We start from the raw sequence: 14,809 nt of genomic DNA on the forward strand, positions 1-14,809 counted from the left end.
GCGGCGGCACCATCAACCTTCCGTTCGACGGCGTGATCGCCCGCCTCAGCGACACCTGGCTGCCGCCGTGGGCGACCCCTCCACCACACGTCACGAACCGACGCAGGTCACCGTCGGCAGCGTGTTGGTGCCGGAGTGCGTGCCGAGGAAGCCGAACGTCGTCTTGCCTTCCGGCGCGATCGAGCCGTTGTAGCTCACGTTCCGGATGGTCACGTTCGTCCCCGAGACGCTCGACGTGCCGTTCCAGACCTGTGCGAGCGTCTGCCCGGACGGCCAGGCCCACGACGCGGTCCAACCGCCGTACGTCCGGTTGCTGTGATTCATGATCTCGACCTCGGCCTGGAAGCCGCCGGTCCACGAACCGATGATCTTGTAGACCGCCATACACTCGCCGCTCGGAGCTGGCGTGGTCGGCCCAGTCGTCGGACCCGTGGTCGGGCCGGTGGTCGGGGTCGGCCCGCCCGGGTCGCCGGGGTTCTCACTGCCCGGGCCGACGCCCGTGACCTGGCCATTGCCGCCGTCGAAGACGACGTCGGAGCAGCCGAAGAAGTTCTCGTTGCTGTCGGAGCGCACCCAGCGCGAGTAGATCAGGTGCCGGCCGCTCTTGTTCGACGGCAGGTTGCCGCTGAAGTAGTAGTGGCCCTCGTTGGTGCCCGGCCCACCGTTCTGCGGCGGGTTGGTCACCGTGAGGAACGGCGTCGACTCCAGGTCGTTCCAGGCCAGTGCCCGGGTCGGGCTCCAGCTGTCCTTGGTCACGTAGAAGTAGAACGTGCCCGGGTGGTGTGCCCAGTTGCTGTACTTGAAGTCGAATCGGGATCCGGCCGTCAGGTGGGTCAACGGCCAGTCGTTGCGAGCCTGGTTGTACGCGGAGAACGTGGTGTTGCCACCGCTGCAGAGCTGCCCGTCGGGGATGAACCCGACGGTCCGGCCCGCGGCGTCCGAGCGCAGCACGCTGAACCAGTTGTAGAGCGGGTTCGTCCCGCCCTGCTGGACGGCCGCGGCGCAGGCCGGGTTGTGCGGCTGGATGTCGCCCTGCTGCGACAGGCCGTCCTTCCAGCACAGGAACGTGCGGCTGCCCGGCGACATCGGCGTGCCGTGTCCTTGGGCGGGCAGTTGGCTGACCACCGACACGAGGCCGGCGGCGAGCATGGCGGCGGCACCGAACACCGCGGCCCTGCGGATGAGTCTCACGGGATTGCTCCTCGGGGAGTCGGCGCGATGGCGCGCCGGAGTCGACTCGGGGAGCGCGGGCTCGCGAGCATGCCGCGGCGCGCGCTGACCCACCTGTGCCCCTGTCGGTGGGCGGCGCCATCCGCGTGTATTGCCCGGCGTGGATATCGGACCACGACGGGGCGCGCGCGGGCAAGGGCGGGCTTGCGAAGATGCACCCCATGGCATACGCGGTGGTGCTCGGTGAGGCGTTGATCGACCTGCTCGACGGCGAGTGCGCCGGCGAGCGGGTCTTCCGGCAGGCGATCGGCGGCGCGCCGTTCAACGTGTCGGTCGGGGTGGCCCGCCTCGGCGGCGAGGTGTCGTTCGCGGGCTCGCTGGGTGACGACGCCCTGGGCACACGGATTCTGGACTTCCTGACCTCCGCCGGGGTCGGGGACCGGGCGGTGGTACGCGTGCCGGTGCCGACCACGCTCGCGGTGGTCACCTTCGACGGCGCCGACCCGGAGTTCCGGTTCTACGGCTCGCCGCCCTCGTACTCGCTGCTGGCCGAGGTGCCGCGTGACCTGCTGGCCGGCTCGGCGGTCGTCTACTGCGGCTCGATCGTGCTGCTGCACCCGGAGTTCCTGAGCGTCGCCCGGTCGGCCTGGTCGACGGCCGGCGGCCTGCGGGTCTTCGACCCCAACGTGCGGCCGACGCTGCTGCCGACGCCGGCCGACGTGGACGCCTTCCGTGGGGTCGTCGACGAGTTCTGCGCGTCCGCCGACCTGGTCAAGCTGAGCCACGCCGACGCCGCCGTGCTCTATCCGGGGCTCTCGCTGTCGTCGGTGGCCGGCGACCTGCTCTCCCTGGGCGCCGGCGCGGTCGTGGTCACCCGTGGCGCGGCCGGTGCGCTGGTCGCGCACGGCGACGAGCGCGTCGACCTGCCGGCCCCGGTGGTCGAGGCGGTCGACGCGACCGGCGCCGGCGACTCGGTGATGGCGGCCCTGATCTCCGGGTTGCTGACCGACGGCTCGCCGACCACTGTCGACGGTTGGTCCCGGCTGACGACGTACGCGCTCCAGGTGGCCGGGCTGGTCTGCGAGCGGCCGGGTGGCGCGGTGGCGATGCCGACCCGCGCGGAGGTGGCCGAGCGCTTCGGCGCCCGGGCATGATCGACGGGTGACGCAGACCTACGCGACCGACCCCGCCCACCATGCGGCGCTGTTGGACAACCTGCCCGCCGACGTCGAGGCGCTCGGGATGGTGGTACGCAACGTCGTCGGCGGCGCCGGCACGCCCGGGGCCGACCATGCCCGGGTCGTCGACCTGCTCGACGCCGACCAGGCGTGCTTTCCGGCGCAGGGCCTGCGGGTGCCGCGGGGGCGTCCGGTCGGCGGCACCTGCCGGTCGGCGGCGCTGCTCATGCTCGCGGCGCTGCGGCACCGCAGCCTGCCGGCCCGGTCCCGGGTCGGATTCGCGCCCTACCTCGACGACGCGGCCCACGTCGTGGTGTCCTATCACGACGGTGAGCGCTGGCGGACGACGGACCCGCGCGTGGCAGGCGCCACGGGCTTCGTCTTCCCCGGCGACGCCTGGCTCGCCTACCGCGCCGGCAGGTCGAACGCGGCTCGCTTCGGCGGCGGAGCGGCCCTCCGCGACGCCGTGCTGCGCGACGTCGCCCACGTCAACGGGGCCGAGGTGCGGCTCACCGGCGAGTGGGGTCCGATGGGTCCCGACCTGGTCGACGGCCTCGACGTGGTGGACGACCTGGCGGCCCTGCTGGTCGGGCTCGCGGAGGGCAACCGGGTGGCGGAGCGGGAGTTGGCGGAGCGCTACGCGAGCGACCACCGGATCCGCGCGCCGAGGCTGGTCGTGGCGACGGCCTGAACGGGGGACGCCGCCGAGCGCGCCGGTCAGCGAGAATCTCCGGTCATGGCACTCCTCTGCCGGCTGGGCTGGCACCGCTGGACCGACTCGGGTGGGCGCGTCCTGTGCCCCAACTGCCGCACCGTGGCGGTCGCGCCCCGGCCGCGCCTGGTCCGGCTCGCGTCGTGGACGCTCGTCGCCATCGGGGTGGTCTCGGTCATCCGGGCGCTGGTCGCGGTGCTCGTCACGCCGCACGTCGACGAGGCCGAGCGGCAGTTCGCCGCGGTCGTCGGCGAGGTCGAGACCGCGGTGTACGAGACCCGGGACGTGCTCGGCTACAGCATCCTCGCGGGCGTCCTGCTCGCCGTGGTGCTCGTGCCGGTGCTCCTCGCGCTGCGGGGTCCGCTCAGCGGCGCCAGGTGGGCGACGATCGCTGTCCTGTCCGCGTCGCTGATGGGCCAGATCCTCTTCGTCGCCAGCGACCTGTCCGGCGGGGCGCTGCGGTGGGGCATCGTGCCCGACTGGTACCCGCTGACCCAGCAGATGATCGAGCTCGTCCTGATGCTGGCCTCGGCCGCCGTGATCGTGCTGCTGCTGCACGGGACGTCCCGGGAGTACTTCGAGGAGGGCATCGCCGACGCCGACGCGGATGACGACATGGAACGGGCACTGGCGGCGGCCCGCGCCCGCCGGGCCGCCGAACGATGAACTGATCGCCCACGGTCGGACGGTCGGAGGTTCGCGCGTTGTCGGCCTAGCGCGGACCCTCGGGCGTATTGCCCAGTGCGGGAGTCGCACCCTGTGTGATCTTGTCGATCTCGGCCAGGTCCTCGGCGTCGAGCGTGAGGTCGGCCGCTTCGGCGGCCGCCTCGACGTTGCGCGCGTGCCGGGCACCCACGATCGCCACGTGTACGCCCTCCTGGGCCAGCACCCATGCCACGGCCAGCTGGGCGACGGTCATCGAGCGGCGGGCCGCGAACATGGCCAGGTGGTCGACGATCTCCAGGTTCTTGATGAAGGCGTTGCCGGAGAACGCGCTCGACTTGGCGCGCCAGTCGTCCTCGTCGAACCGGGTCGAGGCGTTCAGGGCACCGGTGAGGAGGCCGCTGCCCAGCGGGCTGTAGGCGAGGACGCCGATGTCGAGGCGCCGGGCGTACGGCAGGATCTCGTCCTGGATCTCCCGCTGGAACAGGTGCAGCGGCGACTGCAGCGTCTCCACCGGCCGCACGGCCTCGAACGCGGTGAGCTCGGCGACGTCGTAGTTGGACACACCGACGTGGCGGATCTTGCCCTCGTCGACCAGCTCCTGGAGCGCGCCCGCGGTCTGCTCGGCCGGCGTCGCCGGGTCCGGCCAGTGCACCTGGTAGAGGTCGATGTAGTCGACGCCGAGCGCGCGCAGGCTCGACTCGACACCGGCCCGCAGGTGGGCGGGGCGCGCGTCGCGGGTCCGCGTGCCGGCCGGGTCGATGCCGCCCTTGGTGGCCAGCACGATCGACTCCCGGTCGGACCGCAGCTCCGACCGCAGCGCGCGGCCGAGCACCTCTTCCGCGGTGCCGTAGCCGTACCCCTGTGCGCTGTCGAAGAGGTTGATGCCCAGCTCGTAGGCCCGTCGGATGGCGGTGATCACCCCCGACTCGTCGAAGCTGCCCCAGTCGCCGCCGAGCTGCCACGTGCCGAACGCGATGCGCGAGACCGCCAGCCCGGACCGGCCAAGTGTCGTGGTCCGCATCTTCAAAGCCCACACCCCGGCTGTCCGGCGTACGACCGTTTCGGGCTGATTGAGAAGCAGATCACCCGGGAACGCGAGGTCCGATCGGCGCCAGACGTGGGACCGCCAGTCGATCAAGCTTCTTCGCATGGACAACACACTTGACGGCAAGGTCGCCCTGGTCACCGGCGGCGGACGTGGGATCGGCGCGGCGGTGGCGCTGCGGCTGGCGCGCGAGGGCGCGGCGGTGGCACTGACGTTCCAGCAGGACCAACAGCGGGCCGACGACATAGTCGAGCGGATCGTGGCGTCGGGCGGCCGGGCGACCGCGATCCGCGTCGACAGCGCCGACGCGACGGCCCTGGTTGCCGCCGTCGACCAGGTCGCGGCCTCGTTCGGCCGTCTGGACATCCTGGTCAACAACGCGGGCGCGTTCCTGCTGGGTCCGTTCGGCGAGCTCGGCACGGCGGAGTTCGAGCAGACGGTCGCGGTCAACGTCCGGGCGCCGTTCCTGGCGACGCAGGCCGCTGTCCGGCACATGGTGGCCGGCGGGCGGATCATCAACATCGGCAGCAACATGGCCGAGCGGGCGGTCTTCCCAGGGTTCTCCTTGTACGCGATGAGCAAGACCGCCCTGATCGGACTGACCAAGGCGCTCGGCCGCGAGCTCGGCCCGCGTGCGATCACCGTGAACCTGGTCAACCCCGGCCCGACGGACACGGAGCTCAATCCGGCCGACGGGCCGAACGCCTCGGCCATCAACGGGCTGACCGCGCTCGGCCACTACGCCGAGCCGGCCGACATCGCCGCCGCGGTGGCGTTCCTCGCGGGCTCGGGTGGGCGCTACATCACCGGTGCCACAGTCAACGTCGACGGCGGGTTCACCATCTGACAATGATGTAAAACTTTCTAGACATGGAGTAAAGGATTCGCTACCTTCGTGATGTCAAATATTCTGTACACGCGAAGGAGCGGGTCGATGACCCTCGAACAGAGACGGGCCTGGATCGGACTCGTCGTGGCCGTCGTCGGCTACGGCGTCTACCTGGTCGTGGTGCTCGGCCGCGCCGACGGTCTGCCGCTGGCGGAGGTGGCCTACGCGGCCCCGCTGCTGTGGACCATCGGCGCGGGCATCGTCACGGCGATCGTCGCCGAGATCGTGTTCGGCATCTTCAACCCGCGGGCGTCGCTGCTCAAGGACGACCGCGACCGCGAGATCGGCCGCCTCGGCGGCCACGTCGGCCAGCCGTTCGTGGTGATCGGCGCGGTCGCGGCGATGCTGATGGCGATGGCCGACTGGGCGCCGTTCTGGATCGCCAACGTGATCTACCTGGGGTTCGTGCTCTCCGCCGTGGTCGGCGGCGTCGCCAAGGTCGTCGTCTACCGGACCGGCGTGCCCCAGTGGTGAAGCCGACCCAGGTGACCAACCGCATCCGCGCCCTGCGGTTCGAGCACGACGAGATGACCCAGGCCGACCTGGCCGACCGGATCGGCGTGACCCGCCAGACCCTCATCGCCATCGAGCAGGGCCGGTACTCGCCCTCGCTGGAGATGGCGTTCCGCATCGCCCGCGCGTTCAAGGTGCCGCTCGACGACGTCTTCCAGTACCCCGAGGAGCCATCATGAAAGCTCTGGTGCAGTCCGTGTACGGGTCGGCCGACGTCCTCTCGCTCCGCTCGGTGGCGGCGCCGGTGGCCGGCCCGGGTTCCGTCCTGGTCCAGGTGCGGGCCGCCGGGGTCGACCCCGGTGTGTGGATCAACATGACCGGTCAGCCGTACGCAGCGCGGGCGGCTTTCGGTCTTCGGCGGCCGAAGGTCGCCGTCCGTGGTCGGGCGCTGGCCGGCGTGGTGGCCGCGGTCGGTCCCGGTGTGACGGCGTTCTCGGTGGGTGACGAGGTGTACGGGACGACGGGGTCCGGCAGTTTCGCCGAGTACGCGGCGGTCCCGGTCCGATCCCTCGCGCGTAAGCCGGCTCGCCTGTCGTTCACCGAGGCCGCGGCGGTGCCGATCTCGGCCGTCACCGCGCTGCTGGGCGTCCGTGACGTCGCCCAGGTGCGGCCCGGGCAGCGGGTGATGGTGATCGGGGCCGCGGGCGGCATCGGCGCGTACGCGGTGCAGATCGCCAAGGCTTCGCACGCTGTGGTGACCGGAGTGTGTGGTCCCGGCAAGGGCGACCTGGTGCGTTCGTTGGGCGCGCAGGACGTCATCGACTACACGGCGGAGGAGGTTGACCGCGACGGCGCCGTGTATGACGTCGTCCTCGACACCGCCGGCTGCCGGCCGCTGTCGTTGCTGCGGCGGGCGGTGGTGCCGCGCGGTGTGGTGGTGCTGGCCGGAGGTGGGCACGACGCGGGCGGGCTGCTGGGCGGCTACACGCGTTCGCTGCGGGCGCCGTTCGTGTCGATGGTCGCGGCGCAGCGGGTGCGGGGTGTGATGGCGGGGGAGAAGGCCGAGCATCTGGACGACCTGACGCGCCTGATCGAGGACGGCACGGTGAAGCCGGTCATCGACCGGGTCTATCCGCTGGCGGAGGCCGCGGACGCGATCCGCTACCTGGCCCAGGGCCACCCCGCGGGCAAGGTCGTCGTCACGATCTAGCCGGTCAGTTCGAAGTGCCAGATGACCAGGGCCGGCGTGCCGTCGTAGACGGCCCGGTGCGCCTCGGGGACGAGTGCGAACAGCGACCACGGCCACTCGTCCCACGGCCCTGTCTCGCGGTCGAGGCTGGGTGCGGTCGGCTCGGCCACCCGCATCCTGGGCTCGGCGCAACGGCGCACGGTGAAGCCCGCCGCGAGCGCGGCGTCGAGGTAGTCACTGGCCCGGTGGCGGTAGGCCGGCAGGAACGCGGGTTCGCCGCCCGCGAGCCGGACGTGCGGCATGGAGCCGAGCGCCACCAGCTCGTGGTGGCAATCGGAGATCACCAGGTGGCCGTCGGGACGCAGCACCCGCGCGAACTCCTTGAGCACGGGACCGAGGTCGCGCAGGTGGGTCAGCGCCAGTGCGCACACCACCAGGTCGACCTCGTTGTCTCCGAGTGGCAGCGCGGTGAGGTCGCCCTCGCGGAGGTCGTCGTCGGGCAGCCGGTTGCGGGCGTGGGCCAGCATGTGGGGCGAGCTGTCCACGCCGATCACCTGATGGCCGCGCTCCGCCAGGTATTCGGTGAGCCGGCCCGTGCCACAGGCCGCGTCCAGGGCGACGCCGAGCGGCAGCGGGTCGACGATCTCGCGGAGGACGGGCCGTTCCAGGTCGAAGAGCCCGTTGCCCGGTTGGTCGTAGGTGCGCGACCAGATGCCGTACCCGGTGACGGTGTCGGTGTGCCCGGCCGCCACCGGCTCGGTGTCGAGCGCCGGGTCGTCGAGCAGCTGGCGGATCTCGTCGATCCTGGCGGCACCGAACTCGGCGTCGTAGTCGCCCGCGTTGGCGCGCAGCAGGGCGATGCCCTCCAGTGCCAGCAGGTAGGCCAGCGGCCGCTGGTAGATCATGGTCCGACGCTAGTTTCGGGGCTCCTTTATCGCCAGCGATTAATGTCGTACCCCTGTGATGCACTACGGGTCATGGAGAGCTCCCGCTACCTCGAATGCCTGGCCGCCGATTTCGACCGTCTGCGCACGGTCGCTCAGGTCGATCCGGCCGGAGCGGTCCCGACCTGTCCCGGGTGGACAGTCGCCGACCTGACCCGGCACGTCGGCGAGGTCTATCTCCACAAGACCCTGGCCATCCGCGACGGCGCCGAGCCCGAGCCGTGGCCGCCGGCCGAGCTGGCGAGCGAAGACCCGCTGACGCTGCTCGACCGCACCTATGGCGCGCTACGCCACGAGCTGACGTGGCACGCGCCGACGGACCGGGCCGGCTCCTGGTACGCGCCGGACCAGACCGTCGGCTTCTGGATCCGCCGGATGGCCCAGGAGACGGTCGTCCACCGGATCGACGCGGAGCTGGGGGCGGGCCAGGCGGTCGCCGCGATCCCCGACGACCTGGCCATCGACGGCGTCGACGAGCTGCTGAAGGTCTTCGTGGCCTACTCGGTGGCGGAGTGGAGCGACGCCTTCAAGGAGGCCCTTGATCCGTCGCCGGGGTGGGTCTTCGCGTTCCGCACCGACGGGGCGGCCTGGCGCGTCCGCACGGCCCCGGGCACGTTCACCGTCGAAGACGGCGACGCGACGGACGCCGACGTGACGATCAGCGGTCCGCCGGCGGCCCTGCTGCGCTGGGTGTGGCACCGCGAGCCCGGCGACGAGGTGAGGGTCACGGGTCCGGCGGAGGCGCTGACGGAGCTACATGGCTGCATCACCATCGCCACCCAGTAGGGGAGGGAACCCCGGGCTTGGCCATCGGGTCCAACCATGATGGGGATGGCACTGAAGGGTTCGGGTCGGCTGGCAGCGGGAGGCATGTGTGCACTGCTGGTGATGAGCTTCGCAGCCGCCTGCGGCGCGGGAGACGAAGGTGCGCGGCCGCCCGGCTCGGCCGCCGCCACCGGCTCCGGCGAGTGCACGAGCCCGGCCGAACCCACAACGAGATCCGAGCCCAAGCCAGGCGGGTCCCCCGGGGGTGCGGGCGGCGGCGAGAGCGGTAGCCCTGGCGGGCCGGGCGCGCCCGACGAATGTGTCGGGTCCGGCGGCGCTACCGGGAAGACCGAGGCCGGCGGGTCGATCGCGCCAACCGTCGCTGCGGTGCCGACGGGCGGCGGGCTCGATCTGCGGCGGTCCGGTGACGTGGCGTTCTATCAGATGTTCAACGTGGACAGTGCCACCCGGACGGTCCACTACCGCGACCTCGACGAGGGGACGCGGGCGTCGACCGCCGTGGTGGTGGCCCGGGTGGTCGACGTGGCCACTCGGCCGTTCGAGGTCGCTGACGAAAGGTTGCCGCGGATCGGCGTCGTGCTCCAACCCACCGACGTCGTCGCCGGGTCTTTGCCGCGGCAGGCTGCCGAGCGCCTGACGGTCGAGTTCGTCGGCAGAGGATACGACGAGGAGGAGGTCGCGAAACTGAAACGGCGCCTGCCCGCGCAACCGGGCCTCTGGTTCCTGCGGTTCGACGACGAGCGGCCGCGCGACGCCTTCTTCCACGTGATCTCGCCGCAAGGGCTGTTCGTGCAGGGCACCCAGGGCGTGGAGACCCCACTGACGAAGGAGGGAGACGGCGACCTGGGCGCGCAGGGACGCACGTACCGCCGGCTCAGCGCACTGGTCCAGCGCGTCCGCGGCGTCCGCTAGTTAGATGAGCGGGGCGTTGCAGGCGGACACGAGCGCCCCTCGGCAGGCGGCGGCCAAGGGGCGCAGGGCCGCGTCGCGAGCCTGGACCTCGAAGCCGTTGACCGCGCCGCCCGGGGCCACCTCGTCGGCCAGTGCCAGCACCCGGTCGAGCACGCTCGCGCGGGCGAACAGCCGCCGCGAGCGGGGGTCGAACCCGGGCGGGAGCTCGTTGGCGCTGTCCGGCTTGCGGATCGCCGCCAGGGCGCCGGCCAGTTCCGGGCGCCACTGTGCGATGTCGAGCCGGGCCAGCGTGTTGGTCGCCTCGGCGAGCAGCTGGTTGAGCTCGCTCTCCGCCTCGGCCACCGAGACCGGCACCGGAGCCGGTGTGCCGGCCGGCAGCGGGAAGCAACGCCACAGCACGGTCTCGAAGGTGACGCCCGAGCCGGAGGTGTGCGTGCGCACCTCGGGGATCAGCCCCAGGTCGCCCGCGATCACGGCTTCGCCCGCGACCAGGGCGGCACCTGTGAACTCGCCGGCGCCGGGGCCGGGCAGGCCGCGGGGGTCGCCGGGCGCCGGCAGCACCAGTCGGATCTGGTCGGGGGTCAGTTTGGAGAACGCCGTCAGGCCCTCGCGCAGGGAGACATCGGTCCAGGCGCCGGGTGCGTCGGCGACGAGGTGCTCCTCGCCGCGGGCGACCTCGTCGGCTACCTCGTCATAGGGCACCAGGCCGGCGCGCCACGACCGCACCCAGGTGACGAGCCGGCTCGACCGGCGCGTCGCGAGGGTGGTGGCACCCGCTGCGGTGGACATGCAGGAAAGGGTACGTGCTGACCGCGCCGCTGTCTCGATCGCGCGACCTGCGGCACCCGCGAGGAACACCACACCCGCCCGAGCTGGACAGAGCGGTGGGAACCGGTCGAGACGGCGCGTCGGGCGGGAACGGCGACACGTGGGCGGCTAACGTCCGGATTCATGTATGGGGAGGACGTGCTCGCGGGCAACTGGCGCCGCCGCAAGGTGACGCCCGAGGTGGACGCCGAGCCTGACCTGGTCGTCGAGGACGCCGACTCCGGCTTCTGCGGCGCCGTGGTCGGCTTCGAGATGGGCGCCGTCGTGCTGGAGGACCGGTTCGGCAAGCGCCGCAACTTCCCGCTGCTGCCGGCCGCGTTCCTGCTGGACGGGCAGCGGGTGACCCTGAGAAGGCCGACCGTGGCGCCGGCACAGCCCCGAAGGACCCGTACCGCCAGCGGCTCCGTCGCCGTCCAGGGCGTCACCGCCCGCGTCGCCCGGGCCAGCCGGATCTGGGTCGAGGGCATCCACGATGCCGCGCTGGTCGAGCGGATCTGGGGAGACGACCTCCGGATCGAGGGGGTCGTCGTCGAACCGCTCGACGGCATCGACGAGCTGGAGCACGAGGTCGCCACATTCGGTCCCGGCCCGGGCAGCCGGCTCGGCGTGCTGGTCGACCACCTCGTGCCCGGCTCGAAGGAGAGCCGCATCGTCGCGAAAGTGACGTCAAAGTACGTGCTGGTCACGGGCCACCCGTACGTCGACATCTGGCAGGCGGTCAAACCCGCCGCCGTCGGCATCCGCGCCTGGCCCGTGGTGCCACCGGGACGCCCGTGGAAGGAGGGCATCTGCGCGGCCCTCGGTGTGGCCGAGCCCGCCGACATGTGGCGCCGCATCCTCGGCACTGTCCGGTCCTACAAGGACGTCGAGACGCCGCTCATCAACTCGATGGAACGCCTGATCGACTTCGTCACCGCGGAAGACTAGGGCCCCAACCGGTCGGGGTGTCGCGTGTAGATGAACGTGGCGATCTCCAAGGCCACCGGCACCCCATGTTCGTCCCGGCGCACCGTCATCACCTCGCCGTCGTTGGGTCCGCCCCGGCCGCGCCAGCGATCAGTGCCCTCCGCCGCGAACCGGGTCGCCTTCGGCGCGCCTACCCGCAGCTGGGACAGCACGAGCTCGCCGCCGGCGTCATCCCACGCCAGGTCGTACTCGATGCCCATCCACCACCAACGGCCCGTCAGGGGGGCCAGCGGCGGCGGGGGCGCACCGGCGGGGCGCCACGGGGTCGGCAGCTCCGGTTCCCGGTCCAGCACGTCCGTCAGCACCTCCCGGCCCAGCGCGCCGATCGAGCCCTGGCGGAAGCTGTACGCGTTGGCGAACCCCACCACGCCCGTGCGCGACCGGCGGTGCACCGCCAGGCAGGCGACGTAGCCGGGCATCGAGCCGCCGTGCCCCACGTACACCCGCTCACCGACGCGGTAGAGCTCCAGACCCAGACCGTGCCCGGAGGTCCACGCCTCCAGGTCGGAGATGATCACAGGCGCGCACATCTCGGCCAGAGTGTCGGCGGCGAGCACCTCGGGGCGCGGATCCGCCAGGAAGGCCGCCCAGTGGGCCAGGTCGGCCACGGTGGACCAGAGCTGACCGGCGGGCGCCATCGCGCCGGTGTCGGTCCGCGGTTCCTCGCGGAGCGTCGACGACCAGGGGTGTACGACGTAGCCGCGCGCGAACGGCTCCACCGGCTCGTACGTGGTGGCGCGCATGCCCAGCGGGTCGAACAGCCGCTTGGTGAGCAGCGTCGTCCACTCCTCACCGGTCACCCGGCGCAGGACGGCGCCGAGCAGCCCGTACGCCAGGTTGGAGTAGTGATAGGTCCGATGTGGCGGGAAGGCGACCTTGTCCGGCGTGAGGCCCGCGAGCAGCGCGTCGATGTCGTCGCCCTCGTGCCGTTCCCACCACTTGCCCTCGGGCTCGCGCTGCAGACCCGCGGCGTGCCCCAGCAGCTGGCGCAGCGTCACCCCGCCCACCGGCGTGCCCGGCAGGTGCCGGTAGAGCAGGTCGTCGAGGGCCAGCCGGCCCTCGTCGCGGAGCTGGAGCACCAGCGTCGCGGTCATCGTCTTGGAGATCGAGCCGATCCGGTAGCGGGTGTCCGGACCCGGCCGGGCGTCCTGCGGTGAGGCGGGGCCACCGGCGGTCGCGACGTGCACGAGCTCGCCGTCGCGGACCACCCCGAGGGAGATCGACGGAACCTGGCCGGTCGCCTGGGCGCGGGCGACCGCGGCATCGACCGAGCGAGCGGTCTCCGGAAGCAACGACGTCATCTCGAGTGGGCTCCTCGGGCTGGGGCGCGGGCGTTTCCGGAGGGTCAACTGGTTCCCCCGACCCGACGTTACCGTCGTGCGACCGTTGCGCAGTCGCAATGGGTGCGCCGCCGTGACACGATCGATGTGTGGATGTCGTTCTCTGGGTCGTTCTGGGAGTGGTACTCGCGGTGGCTGAGATGTTCACCGCGACCCTGTTCCTGTTGATGATCTCGGTGGGTGCGCTCGCGGCGGGAGCCGCCGCCGCCCTGGGCGCACCCGCGATCGTGCAGGCGATTGTTTTCGCCGCTGTTTCGGGCCTGACCGTCTTCGCGGTGCGCCCGATCATCCAACGGCACCGGCTCTCCGCGCTCGAGTCCAACTCCGAGCCGATCGGGCTGGAGGCCTTCGAGGGTTCGAGCGCGCTCGTGCTCGAGCAGGTCGACGCGGACCAGGGCGTCGTCAAGATCGACGGAGAGACGTGGCGGGCCCGCGCGTACGACGCCCACCAGGTGTTCGCCCCTGGCGAACGCGTACGCGTGATCGAGGTCAAGGGCGCGACCGCCATGGTCTGGCGGGATGACGTGTCAGATACGGATAAACCCGGAGAAAAGGTGAACTAGGGATGGAAATTGCCATTGCGGTCGTGGTAGCGGCGATCGTGCTCGTCGCGGTCATCACGATCGTGCGCTCGGTGCGGATCGTTCCGCAGCAGCGGATGGACGTCATGGAGCGGCTCGGCAAATACAAGCGGACCCTGTCGCCGGGCCTCAACCTCCTGGTGCCGTTCATCGACGCGGTGCGCACCAAGGTCGACATGCGGGAGCAGGTCGTCAGCTTCCCGCCCCAGCCGGTGATCACGTCCGACAACCTGGTCGTCTCGATCGACACGGTGCTCTACTTCCGGGTCGTCGACCCGGTCCGGGCGACCTACGAGATCGCCAACTTCCTGCAGGCGATCGAGCAGCTCACGGTGACGACCCTGCGAAACGTCATCGGCTCGCTCGACCTGGAGAAGGCGCTGACCAGCCGCGAGGAGATCAACCGCCACCTGTCCGGGGTGCTCGACGAGACCACCGGGCGCTGGGGCATCAAGGTCACCCGGGTCGAGATCAAGGCCATCGAGCCGCCGCCGAGCATCCGCGACTCCATGGAGAAGCAGATGCGCGCCGAGCGTGACCGGCGAGCCGCGATCCTCAACGCCGAGGGCCACAAGCAGGCGGCGATCCTGACCGCCGAGGGTGAGAAGCAGGCCGCGGTGCTGCGCGCCGACGGTGACCGGCAGTCCCGGATCCTCCAGGCGGAGGGCCAGGCCAAGGCGATCCGCACGGTGTTCGACGCGATCCACACGGCCAACCCGAGCCAGAAGGTGCTGGCCTACCAATACCTCCAGGCGCTGCCGCAGATCGCCAACGGCTCCGCCAACAAGGTCTGGATCGTGCCGACCGAGCTCACCAAGGCCCTCGAGGGCATGGGCGGCGCGCTGGGCGGCCTGGCCAACATGGTCGGCGACCAGCCGACGCAGGGTGTCGACTCCAGCGCCGTCGAGCGCGAGGCCGACGAGGCGGCGCGGGCCGCCGCGGAAGCGGCGGCCGAGGTCAACCACGAGGTGCGCCAGGCGGAGGAGCAGGTCTCCAGCTCGCCCGGTCTCCCGCCGCAGACGCCGGGGATCACGGCCGGCAACCCTGTGCCACCGTCCACGGTGCTCGGCGAGGAACGCGCCCGCGAACGCGGCTAGCACCATCTGGAAGGGCCCTTTCTGCTACGGAAGGGGCCCTTCCTGCTGTCCAC

Annotated in this window: 17 protein-coding genes; 12 read left to right on the forward strand and 5 right to left on the reverse strand. The window is 71.7% G+C overall.

Going from position 1 to position 14,809, the window contains the following annotated elements:
• Positions 1–90: 90 nt before the first annotated feature.
• Positions 91–1,149 (reverse strand): lytic polysaccharide monooxygenase, encoded by a 1,059-nt coding sequence (locus AB0J88_RS35265; RefSeq protein ID WP_364355346.1) that lies wholly within the window; start codon positions 1,147–1,149, stop codon positions 91–93.
• A 242-nt stretch (positions 1,150–1,391) separates the two neighbouring features.
• On the opposite strand from AB0J88_RS35265, the gene AB0J88_RS35270 reads away from it, so the two are divergent.
• From AB0J88_RS35270 to AB0J88_RS35280, 3 genes are read left to right on the forward strand one after another with little or no spacing between them, the layout of a single operon-like run.
• Entirely contained in the window at positions 1,392–2,324 is a 933-nt protein-coding gene (locus AB0J88_RS35270) for a carbohydrate kinase (protein ID WP_364355319.1), read from the forward strand.
• 7 nt (positions 2,325–2,331) lie between these two features.
• Positions 2,332–3,039, forward strand: coding sequence for a hypothetical protein (locus AB0J88_RS35275; RefSeq protein WP_364355316.1), 708 nt, complete (start codon positions 2,332–2,334; stop codon positions 3,037–3,039).
• 45 nt (positions 3,040–3,084) lie between these two features.
• Positions 3,085–3,726 carry a hypothetical protein gene (locus AB0J88_RS35280; protein WP_364355313.1) on the forward strand — a complete coding sequence of 214 codons (642 nt, stop codon included), beginning with the start codon at positions 3,085–3,087 and terminating at the stop codon, positions 3,724–3,726.
• Positions 3,727–3,772: 46 nt separating this feature from the next.
• Here AB0J88_RS35280 and AB0J88_RS35285 read toward each other — a convergent pair whose 3' ends face one another.
• Positions 3,773–4,747 carry an aldo/keto reductase gene (locus AB0J88_RS35285; protein WP_364355310.1) on the reverse strand — a complete coding sequence of 325 codons (975 nt, stop codon included), beginning with the start codon at positions 4,745–4,747 and terminating at the stop codon, positions 3,773–3,775.
• 127 nt (positions 4,748–4,874) lie between these two features.
• Between AB0J88_RS35285 and AB0J88_RS35290 the strand changes: the two genes are divergently transcribed.
• From AB0J88_RS35290 to AB0J88_RS35305, 4 genes are all read left to right on the forward strand, one after another.
• Positions 4,875–5,618 carry an SDR family oxidoreductase gene (locus AB0J88_RS35290; RefSeq protein ID WP_364355307.1) on the forward strand — a complete coding sequence of 248 codons (744 nt, stop codon included), beginning with the start codon at positions 4,875–4,877 and terminating at the stop codon, positions 5,616–5,618.
• A gap of 87 nt (positions 5,619–5,705) precedes the next feature.
• Entirely contained in the window at positions 5,706–6,134 is a 429-nt protein-coding gene (locus AB0J88_RS35295; RefSeq protein WP_364355304.1) for a hypothetical protein, read from the forward strand.
• Positions 6,131–6,352, forward strand: coding sequence for a helix-turn-helix transcriptional regulator (locus tag AB0J88_RS35300; protein WP_364355343.1), 222 nt, complete (start codon positions 6,131–6,133; stop codon positions 6,350–6,352). The genes AB0J88_RS35295 and AB0J88_RS35300 overlap by 4 nt, the downstream gene beginning before the upstream one ends.
• Positions 6,349–7,323 carry an NAD(P)-dependent alcohol dehydrogenase gene (locus AB0J88_RS35305; protein ID WP_364355301.1) on the forward strand — a complete coding sequence of 325 codons (975 nt, stop codon included), beginning with the start codon at positions 6,349–6,351 and terminating at the stop codon, positions 7,321–7,323. The genes AB0J88_RS35300 and AB0J88_RS35305 overlap by 4 nt, the downstream gene beginning before the upstream one ends.
• On the opposite strand, the gene AB0J88_RS35310 is transcribed toward AB0J88_RS35305, so the two are convergent.
• Entirely contained in the window at positions 7,320–8,207 is an 888-nt protein-coding gene (locus AB0J88_RS35310; protein WP_364355298.1) for a class I SAM-dependent methyltransferase, read from the reverse strand. The genes AB0J88_RS35305 and AB0J88_RS35310 overlap by 4 nt on opposite strands.
• 72 nt (positions 8,208–8,279) lie before the next feature.
• On the opposite strand from AB0J88_RS35310, the gene AB0J88_RS35315 reads away from it, so the two are divergent.
• Both AB0J88_RS35315 and AB0J88_RS35320 read left to right on the forward strand, forming a co-directional pair.
• On the forward strand, positions 8,280–9,032 hold the full coding sequence (locus AB0J88_RS35315; RefSeq protein WP_364355295.1) for a maleylpyruvate isomerase family mycothiol-dependent enzyme: 753 nt from the start codon (positions 8,280–8,282) through the stop codon (positions 9,030–9,032).
• A gap of 102 nt (positions 9,033–9,134) precedes the next feature.
• Positions 9,135–9,944, forward strand: coding sequence for a hypothetical protein (locus AB0J88_RS35320; RefSeq protein WP_364355292.1), 810 nt, complete (start codon positions 9,135–9,137; stop codon positions 9,942–9,944).
• On the opposite strand, the gene AB0J88_RS35325 is transcribed toward AB0J88_RS35320, so the two are convergent.
• Positions 9,945–10,733: a hypothetical protein gene (locus AB0J88_RS35325; protein ID WP_364355289.1), complete on the reverse strand. Its 789-nt coding sequence runs from the start codon at positions 10,731–10,733 to the stop codon at positions 9,945–9,947.
• A 162-nt stretch (positions 10,734–10,895) separates the two neighbouring features.
• Between AB0J88_RS35325 and AB0J88_RS35330 the strand changes: the two genes are divergently transcribed.
• The gene (locus tag AB0J88_RS35330) at positions 10,896–11,699 is read left to right on the forward strand and encodes a DUF3097 domain-containing protein (protein WP_364355286.1); all 804 of its coding nucleotides are present in this window, start codon (positions 10,896–10,898) and stop codon (positions 11,697–11,699) included.
• On the opposite strand, the gene AB0J88_RS35335 is transcribed toward AB0J88_RS35330, so the two are convergent.
• Positions 11,696–13,039 carry a serine hydrolase domain-containing protein gene (locus AB0J88_RS35335; RefSeq protein ID WP_364355283.1) on the reverse strand — a complete coding sequence of 448 codons (1,344 nt, stop codon included), beginning with the start codon at positions 13,037–13,039 and terminating at the stop codon, positions 11,696–11,698. The two genes, AB0J88_RS35330 and AB0J88_RS35335, sit on opposite strands and share 4 nt — an antisense overlap.
• A 128-nt stretch (positions 13,040–13,167) precedes the next feature.
• On the opposite strand from AB0J88_RS35335, the gene AB0J88_RS35340 reads away from it, so the two are divergent.
• Entirely contained in the window at positions 13,168–13,641 is a 474-nt protein-coding gene (locus tag AB0J88_RS35340; RefSeq protein WP_364355280.1) for an NfeD family protein, read from the forward strand.
• A 2-nt stretch (positions 13,642–13,643) separates the two neighbouring features.
• Positions 13,644–14,756, forward strand: a complete 1,113-nt coding sequence (locus AB0J88_RS35345) for an SPFH domain-containing protein (protein WP_364355277.1) — start codon at positions 13,644–13,646, stop codon at positions 14,754–14,756.
• The last annotated feature ends 53 nt before the right edge of the window (positions 14,757–14,809 follow it).

This window comes from Asanoa sp. NPDC049475, from assembly GCF_040676915.1.
In the GTDB taxonomy this organism is placed as follows: domain Bacteria; phylum Actinomycetota; class Actinomycetes; order Mycobacteriales; family Micromonosporaceae; genus Asanoa.